We start from the raw sequence: 24,873 nt of genomic DNA on the forward strand, positions 1-24,873 counted from the left end.
AGAAGCCGAGTGCCAGCGCCGCGCATATGTGGGTCGGCCCAGTCCCGGTCAATGGCGAGGCGTACAAAAAATTTGTGACGGTTTAGCGCGCGGCCGTCAGCCCGAGCCGGTCGCGCGCGCTCCAGCGCCACATCAGCAGGATCGAAACGACCAGCAATCCGGCCGCCAGCCCCATCCAGATGCCAACCCCGGCAAGCGGGGTGCGGAAGCCCAAAACGATCGCAGTGCCGAAGCCGACCACCCAATAGCCGAACAGCGCGACCAGCATCGGCACGCGCGTATCCTGCAGCCCGCGCAGGTTCGCCGCCGCCACCACCTGGATGCCGTCGACGAGCTGGAACACCGCCGCCACCGCGAGATAGCTCACCGTGAGATGCACCACCGGGGCGTTGAGCGGGTTGCCGAGATCGAGATAGGCGCTGACCAGCAGCCGCGGCGCGACCCACATCGTGAGTGCGCTGATCGCCATCGAGCCGGTGCCGACCGCGAGCGCGATCCGCCCGGCGCGGCGGATCCACTCGCTGTTGCGCGCGCCATAGCCCATGCCGACACGGATCGTCGCCGCCTGCGCGATCCCGAGCGGCACCTGGAAGGTCAGCGAGGCGATGTTGAGCGCGACGGCATGCGCCGCGACCTCCTTGACCCCGAGCACCCCCATCAGCAGCGAGGCGCCGCCGAACAGCGCGCCCTCCGCCATCCAGGTAAGCGAGATCGGCAGGCCGAGCCGGACGATCTCGCGGAAGCGCGACCATTCGCTCCGCCACCAGCGCCCGAACAGGCGATAGCGCCGCAGCCGGCGATCGAAATGCAGGATCAGCCAATAAGCAATCGCCATCAGCGACAGGCTGAGCACGCTCGCCAGCGCCGATCCTTCGAGCCCGAGCCGGGGGAAGCCGGCATTGCCGAACACCAGGCACCAATTGGCGACGATGCTGAACGCCAGCGCCATCCCTGTCACGCCGAACGCCCAGCCCGGGCGGCCGAGCGCGGCGGCGCTGGTGCGCATCACCCCGGCGGCGACCGCCGGGAAGGTGCCGAGCAGGATGATATGCAGGAAATGACCCGAGCGCCGCGCGACCGCCGGATCCTGATCGGCGAGCAGCAGCAGCCGCTCGCCGTTCCACAGGATGATCATCACGACGATCGCCGCGGCGGCGCCGACCCACAAGGCCATGCGGAAGCTGCGCCGCACCTCGCGCACCGCATGTTTGCGCCGGCCGAGCTCGGCCGCGATCAGCGGCGAGGCCGCGGTCGTCAGCCCGATCGTCGAATACATCAGCAGGTTGAACATGAACACGCCGAGCGTCGCCGCCGCCAGCTCGACCGTGCCGAGCCGCGCGACGAAGATCACGTCGACCGCCGCCACCGCCATCTGCAGCAGGTTCGCGCCGACCAGCGGCCCGGCGAGCGTGAGCAGCGCGCGCAATTCCGCTCGCGCCGTCGCGGGAGCAGAGCCGGTGAGCGGCGCAAGGGTTTCGGCGGTCATGACGGTGCGACTTTGCGATTCTCGGGGTGGAACGAACGCCGGGTCGCACGCCAGCACGGCCGCCTCCTCGGGTGGCCGTACGCTCGTCTAACCCTTGCGCATTACACTGGCAAGACCGCCGCTAAGATTAGGACTTAATTGGGAAATATCGAAGCCTATCCCCCCTCTTCTCCCCACCCTCGTTAAGGGAGGGGAGAAAATGGATTACCCCGAGGAAGCCTAACGCCCGTCGGGCCGGCTCGTCACGATCGCGACCCCGCCCTTTTTGATCGAGACGAGATGCTCGACGCCGTCATCGCATTTCGCGCGCCACGTCGGGACGCCATTCTCGTCGCCGACGCGGACCGCGTCGATCACGTCCTGACACGACAGCCCCGCATCGCGGATCGCGCGCATGAACACGCCCCATTGCTGCCCCGGCGGCAGTTTTTCGACGATCGCGCCGGTATCCTGCAGATTGGTGGCCGCAGCGGCGTGGTTATCGGATGCCCCCGAATGGCCCGAACAGGCGCCAAGCAGCGCGACGAGCGGGAAGACGATTATCGCTTTCATCTGTCCTTCTCCGGTGACGTTCCCTGAGCGAATCTAGGAAATCGGGCGCGCAGGCGCAACCGAGCAGCAGGAGGAACGGGGTCAGGAATTCGCGATGCCGCTCGCCGAATTCGAACCAGATGTTGAACAGCGCAAGCTGGATCAGACATGCCGCGACGAGCAATGCCACAGCGCCACGCGGCCGGCGCCACAAGGCAAGCGCCGCCGTACCGATCAACAAGAGGTGCGTCGCCTGCGCCACCGGGAACAAGGATTGCGCAAGCCGCGGCGACGGGGCGGGACGCATATCGCCGAGCCGCGCGACCTCCGCCTGCGCGATCGCCATCGCGCGGAAGAACTTCTGCAGCGTCAGGCGGACGAACCCGGCCGGGTTCTGCTCGATCCAATGCCAGGCCATCGCCGCCAGCGTCCGCGAATAAGCGAGTTCGGGTATCCCGCGCAGCGCGGCGGGTGCGGCGATCCAATTGCCCGTCGCATCGGGGTTGTTGCCGATCCACAGGCTTATCCCGCCGGCCGAGGTCAGCGGGATGAAGGTGTGGAACGCCAGCCAGTTGCGTATCCACCACGGCAGCATCAGCAAGGCCGCGACGATCGCCCCGCCGCTCGCCGCGCGGATCAGCGCCGGCGGGGTCCGCCACATCAGCAGCAGCCCGAGAATCGCGGACAGCGGCGCGAGCGCGGGCTGGGTCAGCGCGAGCAGCCCGCTCGCCACCCCGATCAGCGCGATCGCGCGGCGATCGGCGCGCACCCGCGCGCGCAGCCAGGCATGCGCGAGCGCGAGGACGAGCAGCGCGACCAGCCCTTCCTTCTGCGCTAGCGGCGACGACAGGAGCACGCTCGGCCAGATCATATAGAGCCACGCCGCCGCACGCCCCGCCCCGGCGTGTCCGGTCCGTTGCCCGAGCCGCGCGACCAGCAGCGCCGCGGCCCCGTCGATCAGCAGGTTGAGCGCGCACAAGGCGCCGGTCGCGAGCCCGAAGGCACCGTGCCACCCCGCCAGCACGAGCGGATAGAGCGGCGGATAGAGCGCGCGCACCGTCTCGCCGATAAACGGCTCGTGCACCTGCAGGCCGTGCCCGTGGGACAGGCTATAGGCGAGCAACGGGTAGAATAAGGCGTCGCCGCCCGGAACGCGATCGAGGCACGGGATCGCGACCCCGATCCGCAACCCGGCGGTGACGAGCAAGAGCACCAGCCACGTCCGCCCCGCGGGGCGGCGCGCGAACAACGGGATCGCCAGCGCCGCGGCCGCCAGCCATAATGCCAGCACCAGCAGCGCGGCTGCGTCGATGCCGCCCCAATGCCGTATCAGCCCGGGCACGGAATAGAGCCCGTAGAGGGTGACGACCGCCATCAGCACCGCGATCGCGCGGCCGCCGCCGCCCCCCGCCGCCGTCGCGAACGGCAGCGGCGAGTGGGCGGCAGGCGTCCCGAACGATGCTTTTCCGACGCTGTTCATGCTCGACACCGGTAAAACTTTGTAAGCGATCCCTAAGGTCACAAAGGCCGGTCAGCGCAACAACGTGGCGCTGCGGCGGAATCCCGCCTGTGCGGTTATGACACAGGTTAGGCCCGGAAATGCTGGGGTTTTGATCTGGATCAAGGCCCGGCGGCATCCTCTCGCCTGATCATCCGGGGACAAGGCAAGATCGCCGCGGGAGCTCCAAATGTCCTTCACCGAACACTGGTTTCTCTATTTGTCGATCGGCGCCTGCATCGCCTTCTCGCTCGCGGTGGGCTATGTCTCGATCGAAGATAGCATACGCCGGGGCGATTGATCGCTCCTTCGCGCAGCGGGTTCGACGCAGGGGGTTCGACATTGTGCTGAGCAACACGCACATTGCGGTGAATTCGCCCCCGCCGGCACGCGAGTGTCAGCGCTGTCTCAACTGTGCCGTGCGGAACAAGACGCTGTGCGCCAGCATCAGCGACGAGCGGCTGGCGATCCTCAGCGCGCTCGGCCGGCGCTGGCGGGTGTCGGCGGGTCAGGTCGTCACCTGGGCGGGGGATGCCAACAGCCATTGCGCCAATGTCATCTCGGGCGCGCTGAAGGTTTCCGCCTCCACCGCCGACGGGCGCGAACAGATCGTCGGCCTGTTGTTCGCGGGGGATTTCCTCGGGCAATTGTTCGTCAACGAAGCCTCGCTCACCGTCACCGCGCTGACCGATACCGATCTGTGCGCCTTTCCCCGCGCCGATTTCGAGCGCGCGCTGGCCAGTTATCCGCGAATGGAGCGGCTGCTCCTCGAACGCACGATGGCCTCGCTGCATGAAGCGCAGGAGCGGATGCTGTCGCTGGGCCGCAAGGATGCGCGCGAACGCGTGGCGGATTTCCTGCTCGATCTCGCGCGGCGGACCGGCATGTGCGGCGCGGCGGGCGAGATCCGCGTGCTGATCCCGATCAGCCGCGGCGAGATGGCCGGCTTCCTCGGGCTGACGATCGAGACGATCAGCCGGCAGCTCACCCGGCTCAAGAGCGATCGCGTCATCGATTTCTCGCGCGGCGAGCGCGAATGCGTGATCCTCAATTCGGCGGTGCTCGAAGCGATCGTCAATCCGGCGTGACATCCGCGCGGCGCGCGGCGGCGAGCCAGCTTTCCTTCAATGCGATCGCGCGCCGGCATCCGTCGAAGAAACAGCGCAGCATATAAGCGAGTTGCCCCGCCTGCGCATCGGGCAGCGGGCCGAGGCGATCGCGCAATGCCGTCACCAGATCGTCGCCGTGCGCGGCATCGAGCGCATGCATCTCGCGCAGCCCCGCCAGCGCGGCCGCATCGGGACGTGCCCCCGCCGGCAAGCGCGCGACGACCCGCTCGGCGCGCGCGAAATGGACGGTGGTGATGCCGGTCACCCGCGCGCACAACCGGCGGATCGCGGCGGAGGGCGGAAGCGCGGGCAGACCATCCGCCAGCGCCTCCAGATCGCAGCATAAAGCCCGCTGGATGACATGATCGTCTTCGATCGTATCCGGCGTCGGCTCGACAAGCGCGAGCTGCGATCGATCGGTAGGTGCGGCCATCGCTCCTTTTCCCGGCGGCAGACCGGGGCAGCGTGCCGGCGCCGGTCGCGGGCGCTTTGATCATCGTCAAAGCGCCGCGACGAACGGCACCAAAACCACGCCGGGTTCCGCGAAAGCAGGGACCCCGGGCGGCGAGCGCGCCCGCAGCGCCCGTCAGCTCGGCTGGAACACCCCGCAGGCGATCCGCGCGCCGCTGTTGCCGGAGGGGTCGGTCGCCAGATCGTCGGGATTGGCGTGGATCACCAGCGCCGCGCCGTCGGTATCGAGCAGCCCGGCCATCGTCGCGCCGGGAATGACCGCGGCGACGGTTCCGCGTCCGCCCGAATCGATCACCAGATTGGGCATGTCGCCCTCATGCGGCCCCTGCGGGTTCATCGACCCGTGCTTCTTCATCAGCGGGTTCCAATGCCCGCCCGCCGTCTCGAACCCCGGCGGGTCGCAGCGTCCGGTGGTGTGGATATGCGCGCCATGCGTTCCCGGCGGCAGCGCCTTGGCGTCGACGGTGACGCGCAGCCCGCCCGCCACTTCGGTCGCGGTGGCGCGGCCGACGTCGGCGCCACTCGCCGAATGAAGCGCGGCGACGGCGCGCGCGCCGCCCGCGACCGGGGTGCCGGCCGACACGCCGCCGTCGTCGCGGCACGCCATCAGCGCGAGCGCGCCGGCCCCGATCATCATCACCGTCGTGACACGCATCTTTCTTCTCCCTTTATCCGCTCGGGCGAACCAATCATCGACTCTGTCGCGGGTTCCGCGATGCGCTCAATCCCGTCCACGGGCAATCAATTGCGCGAGCCGGCGGCAATCGCCGCGCTGCTGCGCGATCGCGACGACCAGCACGACGTTGAGCACGGTCAGCTCGATCAGGAAGAACCAGATCGACGACCCCGCGATCATGCTGAGGCCGAGCAGGATCGTGCGCGGATTGGCGCCGAGCACCCCCGGCAACAGCAAGGTGCGCCGCCCCGTCTCGCGCGCCAGCCGCGCGATGCGCTGGCGCTCCGGAGGATCGGGCTCCGCGCTGGCGACCAGCGCATTGACCGGCTCGGTCGCGCCGGTCAGCGCATGCGATACCGTGAGGTAGAAGCGCGCCAGCGCGCCGCCCACGCCGGTCGATTCAACCGCGCGGTTGTGCTGGATCCACGGCACGCCATAGGCCCAATATTGGTAGCTGCGGCGCGAGCTTTCGGCGAACACCGATTGCGCGATGCGCGACACCCCGGCGCCGACCACGATCGGCCACACCCACACGCCGAACATCTGCTGCAGCGCATAACCGAGCAGCAGGTAGAGCACGGTATGCCCGCCATAATCGCACAGCCCGTCGACCACCTCGCCGCGCGGGCTGGCGCGCCCGGTCATCCGCGCGAGATCGCCGTCGGCCCCGTCGACGACATGCCACAGCAGATGCAGCGCAAAGCCGGTCGCGATCGCCCAGGGGGTGCCGACCAGCGCGTAGAGCACGCCCGTCGCGCAGACCATCGCCGCGCCGAAAATCGACACCATATTCGGCGTCACCGGCGTCGCGGCCAGCGCGCGCGCCAGCCCGCGCGCCGCCGGGTGATAAACATTATGGTTGAGAAACCCTTGCAGTTCGCGCGGTTTTCCGGTCACGGTTTGCGGCAATTCGATTGTCGCCAATGAGGGATTCCCTTCGAAACAGCGTATCGCAATAACGTCATTCGCTTGACAGACGTGACGCATCTGTCACCACACTGCAATCGAGTTGTCATCCGTCGGTCACTCCGACAAGCGGGGGTTGAATGTCATCGATTAAGGTCGCCATCATCGGGGTAGGCAACTGCGCAAGCAGCCTGGTGCAGGGCAAGTATCATTACGCCAACAGCAATAAGCCGCACGGCCTGATTCACGAAGACGTGGGTGGCTACAAGGTCGGCGATATCGAATTCGTCGCCGCGTTCGACGTCGATTCGCGTAAGGTCGGGCTTGATCTCGGCGAGGCGATCTTCGCCAAGCCGAATTGCACCAAGGTGTTCCACGCCGAAGTGCCCAAGACCGGCACGATCGTTCGCATGGGCGCCAAGCTGGACGGCGTTGCCGGCCATATGCTCACCGTGGCCAACGACCGCGGCTTCGAGGTGGACGACACGCCCGATTCGGATCGCGCGTCGATCGTCAGCACGCTGAAGGAATCGGGCGCCGAGGTTCTCGTCAACTTCCTGCCGGTCGGCAGCCAGGCGGCGACTGAATTTTACATGGAATGCGCGATCGAGGCGGGCCTCGCCGTGGTCAATTGCATGCCCGTGTTCATCGCCTCGCAGCCGGAATGGGAAGCGCGCTTCGCCAAGGCCGGGCTGCCGATCATCGGCGACGATGTGAAGGCGCAGGTCGGCGCGACGATCGTTCACCGCGTCCTCTCGAACCTGTTCAAGAGCCGCGGCGTGACGATCGATCACACCTATCAGCTCAACACCGGCGGCAACACCGATTTCATGAACATGCTCGACCGCAATCGCCTGTCGAGCAAGAAGGAATCGAAAACCGAAGCGGTGCAGGCGGTGCTCGCCGAGCGGCTGGCGGACGAGAATATCCACGTCGGCCCGTCGGATTATATCCCCTGGCTGCACGACAATAAGCTCTGCTTCCTGCGGCTCGAGGGCAATCTGTTCGGCGACGTACCGATGAACCTCGAACTTCGCCTTTCGGTCGAAGACAGCCCGAATTCGGCCGCGGTGGTGGTGGATGCGATCCGCTGCTGCAAGCTCGCGCTCGATCGCGGCATCGCCGGCGCGCTGACCGGCCCGTCGTCGTTCTTCTGCAAGCATCCGCCGGAACAATATACCGACGATGTCGCCGCGCAGATGACCGACGATTTCATCCACGGCGACGCCGCGCGGCTCGCCGCCGAGTGAAGGCGCTCATCGTCGCAGCCGGCTATGGCAGCCGGCTGCGGACGGTGTCTCCCTCGAAGCCGCTCACCCTCGTCGCCGGCACGCCGCTCATCGCGCGCGTGATCGCTGCGGCGCGGGCGGGCGGCGCGAGCGCGTTCACCGTCGTGACCGGGCATGAGGCGGAGGCGGTCGAGGCGTATCTGGCCGCGCTCGATCCGGCGATCACCTGCGTCCGCACCCCGGATTGGTCGCTCGCCAACGGGCATTCGGTGCTGACCGGCGCGGATGCGCTCGGCCCCGAACGTCATTTGCTGATGATGGCGGATCATCTGTTCGATCCGGCGCTGGTCGCGCGCACGATCGCCGCGCCGCCGGCGGCGCTGACACTGGCGATCGACCGGCGACTCGGCAATCCGCTGGTCGATCTCGACGACGTCACCCGCGTGCGCACGCAGGGCGACGCGATCGTCGCGATCGGCAAGCATCTTCCCGATTACGACGCGTTCGACTGCGGGGTGTTCGCGGTCGACGGGCGCTTCCACGACGCGTTGCGTGCGAGCATCGCGGCGGGCGGCGCGGGGTCGATCTCCGCCGGGGTCGAGGCGCTCGCCGCAACCGGCGGCGCGCGCGTCACCGATATCGGCGACACCTGGTGGCTCGACGTCGACGACCCCAAGGCGCTCGACCAGGCCGAAGCCGCGCTGGCGGCCTGAGCCCTCCGCTCACCTCCCCTCCCTGGTGAAGGGAGGGGAGAAAAGCGCGTCAGGCCGCCTCCAGCGCAGCCTCTGCGCGCTGCTCCGCTTCGGCGTGGAGCTTCCAGAAATCCGCGACGCCCTCGCCCGCGACGCGGCGCTCCAGCGCGTCGAGATGCGCGCCCCAGCCGCCACCGAAGTTCGCGGCGTCCTCGCGCCCGCGCAGCCCGGTATGTTCCAGCACCAGCCGGGTCTTGTCGGCCGCTTCCGCCGCGAGCGTGATCGTCACCTCCCCCGCCTCGCCGTTCGACCAGGTGAAGGCGAGCAGGTGCGGCGGCTCGACGCGCAGGATGCGCTCGCTCCACGTCTTTCCGATCGCCTCGGCATAGCGCGCGGGGGTCGGCACCGCCTCGTCGGACAGATTGTCGTGCGCCATCGTCATCCCGATCGTCCCGCCGGGGCGCAGATCGGTCGGCCCGCCCATGAACCAGCGTGCGCGCAACTCGGGATCGACCAGATATTGCCACACCCGGTCGAGCGGCGCGGCGAGCAAGCGTTCGAAGCGCAATTCATGCGCGGTGATGCGGTCAGCCATGATCGTTCTCCAGTGTCTTTCCCAATGTTTCGAGGATCATCGTCCAGCCTTCGCGGGTGCGATCGGCATAATCGGCCCATTCCGGCGCCATCTCGTGCGTCAGCGTCAGCCGCGTGCCGCCGCGCGGCAGCGGCGCCAGATCGAGCGTGACGCGGGTCCATTGATCGGGCGGCGCGGGATCGGCGCCGAACAGGAACACCAGACGGCGCGGCCGGTCGATCGCCTCGAAACGCAGCCGGTGCGCGGCGTCGCCGGTCGCGCGGCGCTCGACGATTAGCGCCTCCCCGCCGACCCGCGCGTCGATCGCGCAGGCCAGCATCTCGCCCCCGGGCGTCGCGAACAGGAAGCGTCGCGCCTGCGCCGGATCGAGCCAGGCGTCGAACACCCGGGTCGGCGGCGCGGCGAAGTCGCGCGTGATCGTCAGCCGAACCGGCTCGTTCATGCCTGATCCTCCTGCAATAGCGCCTCGAGCGTATCGAGCCGGGCGTTCCAGAAGCGGCGCCATTCGGCGAGCCAAGCCTCTGCCTCGGTAAAGCGATCGGCCTTCAACCGGCAAAGCTGCTGGCGCCCGGCCTTGCGCCGCTCGATCAGCCCGGCGCGTTCGAGCACGCCGATATGTTTGGCGGCGCCGGCGAAGGTCATCGCATGCGGCGCGGCGAGATCGCCGATCGACCGCTCCCCGCCGCGCAGCGCGTCGAGCATCGCGCGCCGGGTGGGATCGGCGAGCGCGGCAAAGGTCAGATCGAGCGAATATTCAACCATAAGGTTTCATTACCCAGCGATACCGATAATGTAAACCCTTTGGTTGAATATTAAGCGGCGAATGCGGTCACTCGTGTGAACTTTGTGAACTTTGGGCGCCTAAACGACGTCATGCCGGGCTCGACCCGGCATCCAGAGCCACAAGCGGCAGCCTGTGAGGCTCTGGATGCGGGATCAAGTCCGGCATGACGAAAGGTGATAAGTGAAGCGCCGTCAGTCGGCGAACAGCAACACCGGGGTTTCGAGCAATTTCTTGAGCGCCTGGACGTAGCTCGCGGCATCCCAGCCGTCGACGACGCGGTGGTCGCAGCTGATCGAGAGGTTCATCAGCTTGGCGCGCACCAGGTCGTCGCCCTGGAACACCGGACGCTCGACGATCTTGTTCGGCCCGATGATCGCCACTTCGGGCCGGTTGATCACCGGGGTGGTCGCGATCCCGCCGAGCGGGCCGAGGCTGGTGACGGTGATCGTCCCGCCGCCCAACTCCTCGGGCTTGAGCTTCGAGGCGCGCGCCGCCTCCGCCAGCCGCGTGATCTCGGCGGCGAGCTGCCAGATATTCTTGTCCTGCGCGTCACGGATCACCGGCACGGTGAGCCCGGCATCGGTCTGCGTCGCCATCCCGAGATGGACCCGGCCCGAGCGCGTCACCACCCCCGCCTCGTCGTCGTAGCGCGCATTGAGCATCGGGAAGTCGGGCAAGGTGCGGCAGATCGCGACGATCAGCAGCGGCAGCATCGTCAGCTTGGGCCGCCCGCCGCGCGACGCGTTGAGATCGGCGCGGACCCGCTCCAGCTCGGTCACGTCGATCTCGTCGACATAGGTGAAATGCGGGATGTTGCGCTTCGATGCGGCCATATTCTCGGCGATGCGGCGGCGCATCCCGATCACCTTGATCTGCTCGTCGGCGCGCGCACGGCTGGCGTGCGGGGCGTGATAGCCCTGCCCCGCGGCATAACGCAGATAGGCGTCGAGATCGGCGTGGCGGACGCGATCGCCCTCGGCCGGCTTCACCTGCGCCAGATCGATGCCGAGATCCTGCGCCCGCGCCCGGACCGCCGGGGATGCGAGAACGTGGCGCGCCGGTTCGGCCGGAACGCTCTCCACGGGCGCGGGACGGGCTTCGACGGGCTCAGCCCGAACGGGGAGAGGTTCGGGTTTGGTCGACAGTTCGGGATGCGAAACGCTCTCGACCGCCACCGCGACCGGCTCGATCACCGCCTCGCCCGGGGTTTCGGCAGCGATCTCGCTGGCAGCTTCTTCCTCGCCCTCGATCTCGATCACCACCAGGGTCGATCCGATCGACACCTGATCGCCGACCTCGCCGGCCAGTTCGATCACCGTCCCCGAAACGGGGCTTTCCATCTCGACCGTCGCCTTGTCGGTCATCATGTCCGCGATCTGCTGGTCTTCCTCGACCCGATCACCGACCTTCACGTGCCACGCCACGATCTCGGCCTCGGAAATGCCTTCGCCGATATCGGGCAAGCGGAAGTTGAAACGCGCCATCGTCGTTTAGTCCTTCAGAATTTTCTTGAGGGCCATGCCGATCCGGACCGGGCCGGGGAAATAGGCCCATTCGAGGCTGTGCGGATAAGGCGTGTCGAAGCCGGTGACGCGCTCGATCGGTGCCTCGAGGTGGTAGAAGCAACGCTCCTGCACCAGCGCCGCGAGTTCCGCGCCATAGCCGGAGGTGCGCGTCGCCTCATGGACGATCATGCAGCGCCCGGTCTTGCGCACCGATTGCTCGATCGTCTCGATATCGAGCGGGACGAGCGTGCGCAGATCGATCACCTCGGCATCGACCCCGGCTTCGGCGACGACGTTGAGGCAGACGTGGACCATCGTGCCATAAGCGAGGATCGTCACCGCCTCGCCCTCGCGCACCACGTTCGCCTTGCCCAGCGGGATGCGATAATAGCCCGACGGCACCTCGCCCGCGGGATGCTTCGACCAATTCTCCGCCGGGCGATCCCAATGGCCGTTGAACGGGCCGTTGTAGATCCGCTTCGGCTCGAAGAAGATCACCGGATCATTGTCCTCGATCGCGGCGATCAGCAGCCCCTTGGCGTCATAGGGGGTCGACGGGATCACCGTCTTGAGCCCCGAGACATGGGTGAAGATCCCTTCGGGCGATTGCGAATGAGTCTGCCCGCCGAAGATCCCGCCGCCGAATGGCGAGCGCACCGTCAGCGGCGCGATGAACTCGCCGTCGGAGCGATAGCGCAGCCGCGCCGCCTCGCTCACCAACTGGTCGAGCGCGGGATAGATATAATCGGCGAACTGGATCTCGGGCACCGGGCGCAGGCCATAGGCCCCCATCCCCACCGCGACGCCGATGATCCCGCATTCGGTGATCGGCGTATCGAACACGCGGGTCTTGCCGAATTTCTTCTGCAAGCCGGCGGTGGCGCGGAACACGCCGCCGAAATAGCCGACGTCCTCGCCCATCACGACGATCGCATCGTCGCGCGCCATCATTATGTCGAGCGCGGAATTGATCGCCTGGATCATGTTCATGCGCTGGGTATCGCCGGCTTCCGCGCCGGCCTCGGTTTCGATGATTTCAGCCACTTCCATTACCCCTTGCGCGCCCACGGACGGCCCGAAGCCTGTTCCTCATCGATCATCATCTGCCGCTGCTCGGCGAGGTGCCACGGCATCTCCTCGAACACCCCGTCGAACAGGCTGTCGAGCGGCTGGTGCAGGCCGTGGCCGAGGATGCCGTTCTTCTCGGCCTCCTTCTGCGCCGCCTTCACTTCCTCCGCGACCTCGCGGTCCATCGCCGCCTGGCGTTCCTCGTCCCACTCGCCGATCGCGATCAGGTGATCCTTGAGCCGGCGGATCGGATCGCCGAGCGGCCACGCATTGGGCTCGCCCGCGGAACGGTACGCGCTGGGGTCGTCGGAGGTGGAATGGCCCTCGGCGCGATAGGTGAAATGCTCGATCAGCGTCGGCCCGGCGTTGGTGCGCGCACGCTCCGCCGCCCAGGCGGTCGCGGCATAGACCGCGAGCGCGTCATTGCCGTCGACGCGCAGCCCGGCGATGCCATAGCCGATCGCGCGCGCCGCAAAGGTCGTCGCCTCCGCCCCGGCGAACCCCGAGAAGCTCGAGATCGCCCATTGGTTGTTGACCACGTTGAAGATCACCGGCGCGCGATAGACGGTGGCGAAGGTCAATGCGGAGTGGAAATCGCCCTCCGCGGTCGATCCCTCGCCGCACCAGGTCGCCGCGATCCGCGTGTCGCCCTTCGAGGCCGAGGCCATCGCCCAGCCGACCGCCTGCGGATATTGCGTCGTGAGATTGCCCGAGATCGAGAAGAACCCCGCCTCGCGCACCGAGTACATGATCGGAAGCTGCTTGCCCTGCAGCCGGTCGGCGCGGTTGGAGTAGATCTGGTTCATCATGTCGACCAGCGACCAATCGCGCGCGATGAGCAGCCCCTGCTGGCGATAGGAGGGGAAGCACATATCGTCATATTGCAGCGCATAGGCCGCGGCGACCGCCACCGCCTCCTCGCCCAAGGACTTCATGTAGAAGCTCGTCTTGCCCTGCCGCTGCGCGCGGAACATCCGTTCGTCGAACGCGCGGACCAGCGCCATGTGGCGCAGCATCCGCCGCAGCCTGTCGGGCGACAGCCGCGGGTTCCACGGGCCAACCGCCTGCCCCGCATCGTCGAGCACGCGAACCATCGAGTACGACAGGTCGGTGAAATCGGCGGGGGCAGCGTGGGTATCGGGGCGCGGCGCGGCGCCGGCCGCGGGGATATCGACCGCGGAAAAGTCCACCTCGTCACCGGGCCGGAAGCGCGGCTCCGGCACGTGAAGCGCCAGGGGTTTCAGATTGCTACGATCGCCGACCATGCTCTCTCCAAGACTCGCGCCGGTCTTGGCGGCGCGCACAGCCCCTTCGCGCGGTTGAAATAATATTTCAAGCGCTCTCGTATGCTGCTTGGCTCTTTCGGGCAGCATGAAGGCTGCGATCGGCCGCTCGCGGTGGTCAGGATAGCACGGGGAAGCGGCGCGCGGCAGGGGCGGTATCGCACCTAAGCGGCTCGCGCTCGTCGCCCCGTTCGACAGGCTCAGCCCCAACGGGGTCAGGTGGCGGCGGTTGAGCGCAGCAATTAGCGCGGGCGGGCGATCGGAGTCGCGGCGAGTAAAGCGTCGAGCTCCCGCATCGTCAGCGGCGCGAGGAATTCGCAGCCGATATCGCCGTCGTTCGCCCAGACGATGCGCGCGTGGCGCTCGGTGCCGTCGGGCAGGCTGATCTTCAGCGTCACCCCCGGGGGGAGCGGAATCGACAGGCGCGCGCGGATTCCATGCGACGAGGCGTCGAGCACCTCGATCGACAAGGCGATACGCGCGGTCGCGCGGCACTCGACCGGGGAGCGCGGTGCGCGGCGTTCGTCATTGGGCTGCGTGCGAAGGGCCATCGATCCTGTCCTTTTGCTGGACCGACATTGCCACGACTCTGGTTAACGCGGCGTAACGATTGCCCTAAACAGAAACGGCCCGGCGGGGGGTCCCGCCGGGCCGGCCGTTGTTGGCAAGACGCCCGAGGCGTCGATCAGTCGCGCTGGCCCATGAAGGACAGCAGGAACTGGAACATGTTGATGAAGTCGAGATAGAGCGACAGCGCGCCCATGATCACCGCCTTGCCGATCATGTCCGTCCCGGCGACATAAGCATACATGCTCTTGATCCGCTGCGTATCATAAGCGGTGAGGCCCGCGAACAGCAGCACGCCGACCGCGCTGATCACCATCGCCATCGCCGGCGACTTGAAGAACAGGTTGAGCAGCGAGGCGACGATGAGACCCACCACGCCCATGATCAGGAACGTGCCCATGCCCGACAAATCGCGCTTCGTCGTATAGCCGTAGAGGCTCAGCGACAGGAAGGCGACCGCGGTGGCGAAGAAGGTGATCGCGATCGAGGTGCCGGTGTAGACGAGAAAGATCGTCGACATCGACACGCCCATCACCGCCGCGAAGGCCCAGAAAATGAGTTGCGCCGCGCCGGTCGAGAGCCGGTTGAGCCCGAAATTGAGCACCATGATGAAGGCGAGCGGCGAGAAGATCACCACATATTTGAGGATGCCCGGCGCCAGGAACACCTGCGCCGCGAGGCTATCGCGCCCGCCGCTGGCGAACAGCAGCGCCACGATCCCGGTGAGCAACACGCCGGATGCCATATAGTTATAGACCGACAGCATGTACGACCGGAGACCCGCGTCATACGCGGCACCGCGCGTATCGGCGGCGCTCGTCCCGAACGGGGCGGCAGTCGGCCGGGGGTCAGACCAGTTAGCCATTGTCAATTCGCTCCTTTGTCCGGCAATGAACGAGGCCGGCACACCGGAAATATTGCCCGTATGGCCGCTTTTTTCAAGCGAGGCGGCCCCGAGCAATCTTTCGTTACAAAACGTTACAGCAAAAGTCTGTCCAGGATGCATCGCCTTTTCGTCGCGCTTCGCCCGCCACCCGCGGTCCGCGCCGTGCTCGCGGCGGCGATGGGCGGCGTCCCCGGCGCGCGCTGGCAGGACGATGCCCAGCTCCACCTCACATTGCGGTTCATCGGCGAGGTCGAGCGGCCGCTGGCCGAGGACATCGCGCTGACGATCGAATCGATCGCCGCACCCGCGCCGAGCGTCGCGCTCGCCGGGGTCGGGCGGTTCGAGAAACGCGGGCGGGCCGATACGTTATGGGCCGGGGTCGCGCCGCATGACGCGCTCGCCGCGCTTCATCGCAAGGTCGATCACGCGCTGGTGCGGCTCGGGCTCGAACCCGAGCGGCGCGCCTATCTGCCGCATGTCACGCTCGCGCGATTGCCGCGGAGCGCGGGCCACGGGCCGGCGCTCGACCGCTGGCTGGCGGATCATGCCGCGCTGACCAGCGCGCATTTTACGATGCCGGAGCTGATCCTCTACGAAAGCCAGCTCGGCAGCGACGGGGCATTCTACGCGCCGGTGGTGCGCCGCGCGCTTGCGACAAATGAGTCTCGGACCTGAACTTCTCCCGCCGTCATGCCGGACTTGATCCGGCATCCAGAGCCACAAAGAGCATCGCTCGCTGCTCTGGATGCCGGGTCAGGCCCGGCATGACGGCGGATTGGAGGCCCGGGCCGGCATGACAATTAACCAGCCGGGGTGAACCGCAGCGTCCGTTTCACCGGATCGGCCTCGTCGAGCCGGACGGTGATGCGATCGCCGGGGTCGCCGCTGTCGCTCAGCACCCGCGCCACTACCGGCAGATCGACCAGCTGGATGCGCGCGCCGCGATCGTCGCGATCGAGGATCAGCGCCGGGAAGCTCTCCCCCTCGCGGCCGTGGAGCAGCACCGCCTCCGCCATGTCGATCACCGCGCGGTCGATCGCACCGGCGATCGCGCCCGAATGCGCCATCACCGCGGGCAGCTTCTCGAACGCCGCCGACACCACATCGGGCACCGCCTGTCCGTTGGCGATCGCCAGCGTCGCGCGGACGACATAGCGGTCGGCGAGCCGGCGCAGCGGCGCGGTGGCATGGGCGTAGGTCGCCGCCACCGCCGCCTGCCACGGCACGACCCCGGGGCGATAGGGCGCATAGCTCGCCCCCTCACCCGCGCGGCGGATTGCGACCATCAGCGCCGCCTCGCGCGGGTTGTGCCCGTCGAGCCTTTTCTGGAGATCGGCGAGCGACATCGCCGCCGGCCAGTCGACCCCGAGCGCCTCGGCAGCGTGGCGCAGCCGCACCACCGCGCGCGCGTCGGGCGCCGGCATCACGCGGAACAGCCCGGTATGATGCGCCAGCAACGACGCCGCCACCGCGAGATTGGTGGCGAGCGACAGCGCCGCGTTGCGATCCTCCGCCTCCTCGCGCGGGGCGAAGCGAAGCTGGAACTTGCCGTCGCCGTTGCGTGCCAGTTCCTGCTCGGGCGGATCGACCCGCGAGGCGCCGCGCTGATCCTCCGCCGCCGCGACGCGGCGCGCGAGCTCGGCGAACCCGGCCGGAAGATCGGCGTCGGTCGCGGTTTCGTAGGCGAGCTTGGCACGGCTGCGGATCAGCGCGCGTTCGGCGCCGTCGAGCGTCGCCTTGCCATCGGGCGCGACACGCACCGCGAAGATCACCGCCGGGCGATCGCCGGTCGGCAACAGGCTCGCCGCGCCCTCGCCGAGCGCCGGGGGATAAAGCGACGCCTTTCCGTCGGGCAGATAGAGCGATTCGCCGCGCCGCCACGCCTCGACATCGAGCAACCCGCCATCGTCGACGAACCATGCGACATCGGCGATCGCATAACGCAGCAACAGATCGTTGCCTGCCGCCTCGATCGCGAACGCCTGGTCGAGATCGGTCGAGCTGGCGGGATCGAGCGTGACGAACGGGATCGCGGTACGATCGACATGCGCGTTCGGCACGCGCTTCGCGGCTTCGTCGGCAGCGGCGAGTATCTCGGGCGCGAAGCCCTGCGGGACGTTATATTGGGTGCGGATCGCGGCGAGCCCCTCGGTCAGCGCGCGGTCGGGATCGAGCAAGGTCTTCATCGCCCCCGGCTATAGGCCAAGCCGCGCGCCCGGTCGATCACGGCTGGTCGATCATGCGAGCGGTGGCTCCGGCGCGCTACCCGTGGCAAGGGAGCAAGCGATGGCCCCTTCCCCGCTCCTCCCGATCGACGCAGCGCAGGCGCGCTTGCTCGCGCTCGCACCGGCGATCCCCGCCGAAACCCTGCCGCTCGCCGCCGCCGCCGGACGCTATCTGCGCGCACCGGCGACCGCGCGCCGGACCCAGCCGGCGGCGGACCTGTCGGCGATGGACGGCTATGCGATCCGCTTCGCCGACCTGCCCGGCCCGTGGCAGGTGATCGGCGAGAGCGCCGCGGGCCGCGACTTTGCGGGCACCGTCGCGCCGGGCGAGGCGGTGCGCATCTTTACCGGGGCGGCGATGCCGGGGGGCGCCGATACCGTATTGGTGCAGGAGGAGGCGCGGCGCGACGGCGCGACGCTGCATCTCGCCGGCGAGGGCCCGACGCGGCGCGCGCGCAATGTCCGTGCGCGAGGGCTCGACTTTCATGAGGGCGACAGTCTCGGCGAAACCGGCGCCGCGCTGACCCCGGCGCGCCTCGCCCTGCTCGCCACCGGCGGCGTCGGCGAGGTGAGCGTGAGCCGCCGGGTGCGCGTCGCGCTCGCCGCGACCGGCGACGAACTGATCGAGCCGGGCAGCGCTGGCGCCGGCCTTCCGGAATCCAACCGGCTGATGCTGCGCGCGATGCTCGCGGACCTGCCGATCGAGATCGTCGATCTCGGCATCCTGCCCGACCGGCTCGACGTGCTGACCCGCGCCTTTGCCGATGTTGCCGCCGATCTGCTCGTCACCACCGGGGGCGCGTCGGTCGGGGATCATGACCTCGTCCGTCCCGCGCTCGAAGCGGCAGGGGCGGTGATCGATTTCTGGCGCATCGCGTTGCGCCCCGGCAAGCCGATGATGGCCGGGCGGCGCGGCGATTGCGCGGTCGTCGGGCTGCCGGGCAATCCGGTTTCGGCGTTCGTGACCGGGTTGCTGTTCGTCCGCCCGCTCGCCGCGCGGATCGCCGGCGCGCGCGATCCGCTGCCGCGCGCGACGCTTGCCACGCTCGGCGAGGCGCTGCCCGCCAACGGTGAGCGCACCGATTATATCCGGGCGGAACAACGCGATGGCCGGGTCTATGCGGCGGCGATCCAGGACAGTTCGATGCTCGCCACGCTGGCGCGCGCGACCTGCCTTATCGTGCGCGCGCCGCATGCGCCGGCGGCGGCGGCGGGCGATATGGCGGAAATCCTCGTCATTGCGTGACGCGATCGCTTGACCGGCGGCGACATGTTCCGTAAAAGTTCCGCGTCTGTTCGCCGCTCGGAGGATCGCAATGCTCACCAGGAAACAGCATGAGCTGATCTGTTTCATCCACGATCGCCTCGCCGAAACCGGCGTGTCGCCGTCGTTCGAGGAAATGAAGGAGGCGCTCGACCTCAAATCGAAGTCGGGGGTCCACCGGCTGATCAGCGCGCTCGAGGAACGCGGCTTTCTGCGCCGTCTGCCCAATCGGGCGCGCGCGCTCGAAGTGGTCAAGATGCCCGAGCGGGTCGAGCCGTCGCGCGCCGCTGCTGCCGCTTCTGCGCCGCCGCGCCGCGCCACGCCCGAACCGGCGAACGATGTGATCGAAATCCCGCTCCACGGCCGGATCGCCGCTGGCCTGCCGATCGAGGCGTTCGAGGGATCGAGCACCTTGCCGGTCCCCGCCGCCTTGCTCGGTTCGGGCGAGCATTTCGCGCTCGAAGTGGCAGGGGATTCGATGGTCGAGGCGGGAATCCTCGACGGCGATTATGCGCTGATCCGCCGCACCGAAAGCGCGCGCGACGGGGAGATCGTCGTCGCGCTGATCGACGATAGCGAGGCGACGCTCAAATATTTCCGCCGCGAAGGCGCGATGGTCCGGCTCGATCCGGCCAACCGCAGCTATGATCCGCAACGCTATGCCCCGGCGCAGGTGCGCGTGCAGGGCAAGCTCGCGGGGCTGTTGCGGCGCTACGACTGAACAAGGTGCCGCCGGCTTTCGGGCCGGTTGCGCTGTCGGGCGGGAAGACCTGCCCCGCCGGTCGGGCTTTGCGGTAAGTCGATATCGTCCGCGGCGATATCCGTCGCCTCCACCCACGGATGCCGGTCGCCGGGCGTGCGCACGGTCGTCACCCGCCCGCTCGCCAGCGTCAGCGCGAGGCCGCCGGTGCGTGCCAGCGCAGGCCGGTCGAGCAGCAGCCAGCGCGGTACGCAGCCGCGCGGCAGGCGGCGGTCGCTGATCACGATATCGGCGTCACGGCATGCCGCGATGAGCCTGCGCCACGGCGGCAGATAGGGGCTGCGGGTGGCGAGGATGCGCCAGCGTCGTCCGCCGCTCTCGCGTACGACCAGGCAGGCATCGCGCGTGCAGCGTGCATCGGGCTGTTCGGACAGGAGCAGCGGATCGTCATCGCTTCCGGCATTTTCCGCCAGCGTGTCGCGGACATAATCCCCCGCGCGGTCGCGCAGCAGCGCGAGGTCGCCGCGCGCGGTGCGGATCGCGACGTGCCGTCCATCGCCGGTAACGAGCAAATCGGGCGCCGGGGTCGCCAGCGCCCATGCCGCGCCGGCGAGCGACGGCGCCAACCCCAGCAGCCGCCAGCGCGTCCGCCACAGCGCCAACCACAGCCCGCCGGCGGCGATCAGCGCATAGGCGCCGCCCGGCATCGCGGGGAGCATCGTCACCGCCCCCGGCGCCGCGGCGGTGGTCCGCGCGATCCATAGCAGCAAAGCCAGCGCCTTGCCGGTCAGCCACCACGCCGGCGCGCCCAGCCCCGCAATATCGAGCAGCAGCGCCAGCGCCTCCAGCGGCATGACGACGAAGGTGGTGAGCGGAATCGCGACGATATTCGCCACCGCACCGTAAATCCCCGCGCGGTGAAAATGGTAGATCGCGATCGGCATCAGCGCCACTTCGATCGCCACCCCGGTGAGGAGCAATGACGCGCCGCCGCGCGCGACGCTCGCGACCCACGCCTCGTCGCGCTTCATGAACCAGCCGCGCACCACCGGATGCTCGTGCAAGGCGACGATCGTCGTCACCGCGGCGAAGGAGAGTTGGAAGCTCGGCCCGACCAGCGATTCGGGCCATAGCAGGAGGACGATCAGCGCGCCTGCCGCGACCAGCCGCAACGTGATCGCCTCGCGCCCCAGCGCCATCGCCGCGAGCACCAGCAGCGCCGCGATGCAGCTACGGATCGTCGGGACCTCGCTGCCGGTAAGCAGGGTATAGCCGATCGCCACCGATGCAGCGGTGGCCGCGGCGAGCAGCGGCACGCGCCCGGTCAGCGCCAGCCTCCGGCTAAGCGCGAGCAGGCGCGAGGCGAGCAGCATCGTGATCGCCACCGCCGCGGTGATATGCAGCCCGCTGACCGACAACAGATGCGCCAGCCCCGATCGGCGCATCGCCTCGGCATCGTCCTCGCCGATCGCGCCGGTATCGCCGGTCGCCAGCGCCGCCGCGATGCCGCCGACGCTGCCGCCGAGCTGCGCGTGGATGTGACGGGTCAGCCGCACGCGCAGCCCCTCCCCCGCCGCCGCGCCCGACAGGATCGTCACCGGGGCGAAGCCGCGCCCGGTCGCCCCCAGCCCGTCGAACCACGCGACCCGCGCGAAATCGTAGGCGCCGGGCACCGCGGGCGGCGCGGGCGACATCAGTCTCGCCCGCAGCGCGATGATCGCGCCAGGCGCGAGGCCGCGCGGCGCATCAGAGGTGGTGAGGTTGACGCGAATGCGCGTGGGCGCGGATACCGGCCTGCGATCGAGCCAGCGCGTCGGCGCCAGCGTCAGCCGGATGAGATCGCGCGCGGGCAGCGGCCGCGCCTGGACCACCCGCGCCTCGAAACGCACGATCATCGCGCGCGGCAGCACCGGGGCGCCGGCGTGCTCGGCATGCACCCACACCGATCCGACCCCGAAAGCGAGCGCGACACCGCCGATCGCAATACTGGGCGCGAGCCGCCCGCCGCGCGAGAACGCCGTCGCGAATGCCGCCGTCCCCGCCGCGGCCAGCATCGTCGCGATCCATAGCCGGGGGTCGGGGAGCGCGAACCACAGGATGACGCCCGTGCCGAGACACACCGGGAGCCACAGCACGATCTGATCGCGCTCGGCCTCCAGCCAGCGCTCGATCGCGCCGTAACGCGGCCGGGGCTGATCGGTTGTTTCCGCGAAGGCGGGAATCGGCTGCCCGAGATCAGGCGACAATGTCGCAACGCCGGCGGGAGGAGCGCTCGACCCGCTCCTCATGTATCCCTGCGAAGGCGGAGACCCGGGGAGAGGGAGCGTAACCTTGCGGAATGCGGGGCTGGGTCCCCGCCTTCGCGGGGACGCGAGGAGGGGCCGCCACGCCGCCGTTCACACGCCGCCCTTCGAAGCCGCGCTGCCCGTTCACCCTCCCTCTCCCCCTTCGATCGCGAAGGTTTGTCGCGCCACCGGGCGCGTGCTAGGGGCGCCCCCGGCCCTCTAGGCCATGTCGTAATTCAGCTTGGGAGCAAGCGCGTTTGAGCGCAACCACCGATCTTGCCGGCGAGAGCGAGCGTGATGCCTCGGTCGTCACCCGTTTCGCCCCTTCCCCCACCGGCTTCCTTCACTTGGGCGGCGCGCGCACCGCGCTGTTCAACCTGCTGTTCGCGCGCCACCATGGCGGCAAGTTCCTGCTGCGGATCGAGGATACCGATCGCGCGCGCTCGACCCAGCCGGCGATCGACGCGATTCTCTCGGGCCTGAAATGGCTCGGGCTCGACTGGGACGGCGACGCCGTGTTCCAGTTCGAGCGCGCCGCGCGGCATGCCGAGGTCGCCGAGGCGATGCTCGCCAGCGGCAACGCCTATCGCTGCTACCTCACCCCCGAGGAACTGGCGCAGATGCGCACCGAGGCGGAAGCCGCGAAGAAGCCGCTGCGCATCCGCTCGCCGTGGCGCGACAAGGTGCCGAACGACCCGGGCGCGCCGCACGTCATCCGGCTCAAGGCTCCGCTCGACGGCGCGGTCACGATCCACGATCGCGTCCAGGGCGAGGTGACGGTGCAGAATGCCGAGCTCGACGATCTCGTGCTGCTCCGCTCGGACGGCACGCCGACCTATATGCTCGCGGTGGTGGTCGACGATCACGACATGGGCGTCACGCATGTCATCCGCGGCGACGACCATCTCAACAACGCCTTCCGCCAGTTGCCGATCTATCGCGCGATGGGCTGGCCCGAGCCGGTTTATGCGCATATCCCGCTGATCCACGGCGCGGACGGCGCCAAGCTGTCCAAGCGGCACGGCGCGGTGGGGATCGAGGCCTATCGCGACGAGTTGGGCATCCTGCCCGAGGCGCTCGACAATTATCTGCTCCGCCTCGGCTGGGGCCACGGCGATGCCGAGATCATCAGCCGCGAACAGGCGATCGAATGGTTCGATCTCGGCGCGGTGGGCAAATCGGCGTCGCGGTTCGATCTCAAGAAGCTCGAACATCTCAACGGCCATTATATCCGCGAGGCGGACGACGCGCGGCTCGCCGGACTGGTCGCGGCGCGACTCGGGCGTTCGGACGATGCCGCGACGCTCAATCTGCTGACCCGCGCGATGCCTGCGCTCAAGCCGCGTGCGGCAAATCTCAACGAGTTGACCGACGGCACCGCTTTCCTCTTCGCCACCCGCCCGCTCGTCATCGACGATGCGGCACGCGGGCTGCTGGAGGGTGAAGCGCCCGCGTTGCTGTCGCAACTGCACAGCGCTCTTGACGCGGTGCACAACTGGGATACGGAGGCGCTCGAAGATGCGGTACGCCGCGTGGCCGAAACGGCGGGCGTCAAGCTCGGTCAGGTCGCACAGCCGCTTCGTGCCGCACTCACCGGGCGCAAGACCTCGCCGGGCATCTTCGACGTGCTGGCCCTTCTGGGCCGCGACGAAAGCCTGGCGCGGATCGCCGACCAGATGCGTTAAGCAGGGGTAAGGAGACCACATGACCGATACCGCCGAGCTTTCCCTTGCCGGGAAGAATTCCGAATATCCTGTCCTGTCCGGTACGGTTGGGCCGGATGTGGTTGATATCCGCAAGCTTTACGGCGCGACCGGCGCCTTCACCTACGATCCGGGTTTCACCTCCACCGCCTCCTGCCGCTCGGCGCTGACCTATATCGACGGCGACGAAGGCGTGCTGCTCCACCGCGGCTATCCGATCGGCGAGCTGGCCGAACAGTCGAGCTTCATGGAAGTCGCCTATCTCCTGCTCAACGGCGAGCTGCCGTCGGCGGACGAGCTGGGCAAGTTCGAGACGACGATCACCCGCCACACGATGCTGCACGAACAGCTCGCGACCTTCTATCGCGGGTTCCGCCGCGACGCGCATCCGATGGCGGTGATGTGCGGCGTGGTCGGCGCGCTGTCGGCTTTCTACCACGATTCGACCGACATCCACGATCCGCAGCAGCGGATGATCGCCTCGCACCGGCTGATCGCCAAGATGCCGACGATCGCGGCGATGGCCTATAAGTACAGCGTCGGGCAGCCGTTCCTCTACCCGGACAACTCGCTGAGCTACACCGGCAACTTCCTGCGCATGACGTTCGGCGTCCCGGCCGAGCAATATGAGGTCCACCCGGCGGTGGAAAAGGCGATGGACCGGATCTTCATCCTCCACGCCGACCACGAGCAGAATGCCTCCACCTCGACCGTCCGGCTCGCCGGTTCGTCGGGCGCCAATCCGTTCGCGTGCATCGCGGCGGGGATCGCTTGCCTGTGGGGCCCGGCGCACGGCGGCGCCAACGAGGCGGCGCTCAACATGCTGCACGAGATCGGCACCCCCGATCGCATCCCCGAATTCATCGCGCGCGCGAAGGACAAGAACGATCCGTTCCGCCTGATGGGCTTCGGCCACCGCGTCTATAAGAATTACGATCCGCGCGCGACCGTGATGCAGAAGACGGTGCGCGAAGTGTTCGATGCGCTCAAGGTCAGCGACCCGGTATTCGAAACCGCGCTGCGGCTCGAGGAAATCGCGCTCAACGACAGCTATTTCGTCGAGAAGAAGCTGTTCCCGAACGTCGATTTCTATTCGGGCGTGATCCTCTCCGCGATCGGCTTCCCGACCTCGATGTTCACCGCGCTGTTCGCGCTCGCCCGCACCGTCGGCTGGGTCGCGCAGTGGAACGAGATGATCACCGATCCCGACCAGAAGATCGGCCGCCCGCGTCAGCTCTACACCGGGCCGACGCAGCGCAGCTATGTGCCGATGAGCAAGCGCTGATCCGAACCATCTGAACCAAAAGCGTCATGCCGGGCTCGACCCAGCATCCAGAGCCTCAAGTGCCGTCGCACCTCGCCCTGGATGCCGGATCAAGTCCGGCATGACGTTTATATGGCATGTTAAAC

The 24,873-nt window shown here is 68.2% G+C and carries 24 protein-coding genes; 8 read left to right on the forward strand and 16 right to left on the reverse strand.

The genetic code is table 11. The annotated features are described in order from the left end of the window. Window positions 1-82 precede the first annotated feature (82 nt). From NED98_RS06505 to NED98_RS06515, 3 genes are all read right to left on the reverse strand, one after another. On the reverse strand, window positions 83-1,486 hold the full coding sequence (locus NED98_RS06505) for an MATE family efflux transporter (protein ID WP_265312277.1): 1,404 nt from the start codon (window positions 1,484-1,486) through the stop codon (window positions 83-85). A gap of 219 nt (window positions 1,487-1,705) precedes the next feature. After that, window positions 1,706-2,038 carry a hypothetical protein gene (locus tag NED98_RS06510; RefSeq protein ID WP_265268948.1) on the reverse strand — a complete coding sequence of 111 codons (333 nt, stop codon included), beginning with the start codon at window positions 2,036-2,038 and terminating at the stop codon, window positions 1,706-1,708. After that, the gene (locus NED98_RS06515) at window positions 1,965-3,497 is read right to left on the reverse strand and encodes a glycosyltransferase (protein ID WP_265268947.1); all 1,533 of its coding nucleotides are present in this window, start codon (window positions 3,495-3,497) and stop codon (window positions 1,965-1,967) included. The genes NED98_RS06510 and NED98_RS06515 overlap by 74 nt, the downstream gene beginning before the upstream one ends. 437 nt (window positions 3,498-3,934) lie before the next feature. Between NED98_RS06515 and NED98_RS06520 the strand changes: the two genes are divergently transcribed. Beyond that, entirely contained in the window at window positions 3,935-4,603 is a 669-nt protein-coding gene (locus NED98_RS06520; protein WP_265268946.1) for a cyclic nucleotide-binding domain-containing protein, read from the forward strand. On the opposite strand, the gene NED98_RS06525 is transcribed toward NED98_RS06520, so the two are convergent. The 3 genes from NED98_RS06525 to NED98_RS06535 all read right to left on the reverse strand — a co-directional run bounded on the left by NED98_RS06525 (window position 4,590) and on the right by NED98_RS06535 (window position 6,695). After that, window positions 4,590-5,057, reverse strand: a complete 468-nt coding sequence (locus NED98_RS06525; protein WP_179511986.1) for a hypothetical protein — start codon at window positions 5,055-5,057, stop codon at window positions 4,590-4,592. The genes NED98_RS06520 and NED98_RS06525 overlap by 14 nt on opposite strands. 153 nt (window positions 5,058-5,210) lie before the next feature. Continuing rightward, on the reverse strand, window positions 5,211-5,750 hold the full coding sequence (locus tag NED98_RS06530; protein ID WP_179511987.1) for a superoxide dismutase family protein: 540 nt from the start codon (window positions 5,748-5,750) through the stop codon (window positions 5,211-5,213). A gap of 66 nt (window positions 5,751-5,816) precedes the next feature. Then, a complete protein-coding gene (locus NED98_RS06535; RefSeq protein WP_179511988.1) occupies window positions 5,817-6,695 on the reverse strand; it encodes a CDP-alcohol phosphatidyltransferase family protein in 879 nt (292 codons plus the stop codon). Between the two features lie 122 nt (window positions 6,696-6,817). On the opposite strand from NED98_RS06535, the gene NED98_RS06540 reads away from it, so the two are divergent. Next, window positions 6,818-7,927, forward strand: coding sequence for an inositol-3-phosphate synthase (locus NED98_RS06540; protein WP_179511989.1), 1,110 nt, complete (start codon window positions 6,818-6,820; stop codon window positions 7,925-7,927). Then, window positions 7,924-8,619 carry a phosphocholine cytidylyltransferase family protein gene (locus tag NED98_RS06545; protein WP_265268943.1) on the forward strand — a complete coding sequence of 232 codons (696 nt, stop codon included), beginning with the start codon at window positions 7,924-7,926 and terminating at the stop codon, window positions 8,617-8,619. Before NED98_RS06540 ends, NED98_RS06545 begins: the two co-directional genes overlap by 4 nt. A gap of 49 nt (window positions 8,620-8,668) precedes the next feature. On the opposite strand, the gene NED98_RS06550 is transcribed toward NED98_RS06545, so the two are convergent. The 8 genes from NED98_RS06550 to NED98_RS06585 form a co-directional block, all read right to left on the reverse strand. Continuing rightward, a complete protein-coding gene (locus NED98_RS06550; protein WP_265268942.1) occupies window positions 8,669-9,193 on the reverse strand; it encodes an SRPBCC family protein in 525 nt (174 codons plus the stop codon). Continuing rightward, window positions 9,186-9,635 carry an SRPBCC family protein gene (locus NED98_RS06555; protein WP_179511991.1) on the reverse strand — a complete coding sequence of 150 codons (450 nt, stop codon included), beginning with the start codon at window positions 9,633-9,635 and terminating at the stop codon, window positions 9,186-9,188. Before NED98_RS06555 ends, NED98_RS06550 begins: the two co-directional genes overlap by 8 nt. Next, window positions 9,632-9,955, reverse strand: coding sequence for an ArsR/SmtB family transcription factor (locus NED98_RS06560; RefSeq protein WP_179511992.1), 324 nt, complete (start codon window positions 9,953-9,955; stop codon window positions 9,632-9,634). The genes NED98_RS06555 and NED98_RS06560 overlap by 4 nt, the downstream gene beginning before the upstream one ends. Before the next feature lie 213 nt (window positions 9,956-10,168). Next, complete coding sequence (locus NED98_RS06565; protein WP_265312278.1) at window positions 10,169-11,461, reverse strand: dihydrolipoamide acetyltransferase family protein; 1,293 nt, start codon at window positions 11,459-11,461, stop codon at window positions 10,169-10,171. A 6-nt stretch (window positions 11,462-11,467) separates the two neighbouring features. Beyond that, on the reverse strand, window positions 11,468-12,472 hold the full coding sequence (locus NED98_RS06570) for an alpha-ketoacid dehydrogenase subunit beta (RefSeq protein ID WP_265312315.1): 1,005 nt from the start codon (window positions 12,470-12,472) through the stop codon (window positions 11,468-11,470). A 59-nt stretch (window positions 12,473-12,531) separates the two neighbouring features. Then, window positions 12,532-13,815 (reverse strand): 3-methyl-2-oxobutanoate dehydrogenase (2-methylpropanoyl-transferring) subunit alpha, encoded by a 1,284-nt coding sequence (locus tag NED98_RS06575; RefSeq protein ID WP_179511994.1) that lies wholly within the window; start codon window positions 13,813-13,815, stop codon window positions 12,532-12,534. A 260-nt stretch (window positions 13,816-14,075) separates the two neighbouring features. Beyond that, a complete protein-coding gene (locus tag NED98_RS06580) occupies window positions 14,076-14,384 on the reverse strand; it encodes a PilZ domain-containing protein (protein ID WP_179511995.1) in 309 nt (102 codons plus the stop codon). 134 nt (window positions 14,385-14,518) lie between these two features. Then, the gene (locus tag NED98_RS06585) at window positions 14,519-15,265 is read right to left on the reverse strand and encodes a Bax inhibitor-1/YccA family protein (RefSeq protein WP_179511996.1); all 747 of its coding nucleotides are present in this window, start codon (window positions 15,263-15,265) and stop codon (window positions 14,519-14,521) included. 135 nt (window positions 15,266-15,400) lie between these two features. Between NED98_RS06585 and thpR the strand changes: the two genes are divergently transcribed. Continuing rightward, window positions 15,401-15,961: an RNA 2',3'-cyclic phosphodiesterase gene (thpR, locus tag NED98_RS06590; RefSeq protein ID WP_265312279.1), complete on the forward strand. Its 561-nt coding sequence runs from the start codon at window positions 15,401-15,403 to the stop codon at window positions 15,959-15,961. A gap of 125 nt (window positions 15,962-16,086) precedes the next feature. On the opposite strand, the gene NED98_RS06595 is transcribed toward thpR, so the two are convergent. Beyond that, entirely contained in the window at window positions 16,087-17,472 is a 1,386-nt protein-coding gene (locus NED98_RS06595) for an RNB domain-containing ribonuclease (protein ID WP_265312280.1), read from the reverse strand. 100 nt (window positions 17,473-17,572) lie between these two features. Here NED98_RS06595 and NED98_RS06600 point away from each other — a divergent pair, with 100 nt between their 5' ends. Both NED98_RS06600 and lexA read left to right on the forward strand, forming a co-directional pair. Continuing rightward, complete coding sequence (locus NED98_RS06600; protein ID WP_179511999.1) at window positions 17,573-18,757, forward strand: molybdopterin molybdotransferase MoeA; 1,185 nt, start codon at window positions 17,573-17,575, stop codon at window positions 18,755-18,757. Between the two features lie 70 nt (window positions 18,758-18,827). After that, window positions 18,828-19,496 carry a transcriptional repressor LexA gene (gene lexA, locus NED98_RS06605; RefSeq protein ID WP_179512000.1) on the forward strand — a complete coding sequence of 223 codons (669 nt, stop codon included), beginning with the start codon at window positions 18,828-18,830 and terminating at the stop codon, window positions 19,494-19,496. Here lexA and NED98_RS06610 read toward each other — a convergent pair. Then, window positions 19,487-21,763 carry a ComEC/Rec2 family competence protein gene (locus NED98_RS06610; RefSeq protein ID WP_432423297.1) on the reverse strand — a complete coding sequence of 759 codons (2,277 nt, stop codon included), beginning with the start codon at window positions 21,761-21,763 and terminating at the stop codon, window positions 19,487-19,489. The two genes, lexA and NED98_RS06610, sit on opposite strands and share 10 nt — an antisense overlap. 254 nt (window positions 21,764-22,017) lie before the next feature. On the opposite strand from NED98_RS06610, the gene gltX reads away from it, so the two are divergent. Both gltX and NED98_RS06620 read left to right on the forward strand, forming a co-directional pair. Further along, window positions 22,018-23,445 (forward strand): glutamate--tRNA ligase, encoded by a 1,428-nt coding sequence (gene gltX / locus NED98_RS06615; protein WP_265268936.1) that lies wholly within the window; start codon window positions 22,018-22,020, stop codon window positions 23,443-23,445. Window positions 23,446-23,464: 19 nt separating this feature from the next. Further along, window positions 23,465-24,748, forward strand: a complete 1,284-nt coding sequence (locus tag NED98_RS06620) for a citrate synthase (RefSeq protein ID WP_179512003.1) — start codon at window positions 23,465-23,467, stop codon at window positions 24,746-24,748. Window positions 24,749-24,873: the final 125 nt, after the last annotated feature.

The organism is Sphingomonas lycopersici, from assembly GCF_026130605.1.
GTDB lineage: Bacteria > Pseudomonadota > Alphaproteobacteria > Sphingomonadales > Sphingomonadaceae > Sphingomonas > Sphingomonas lycopersici.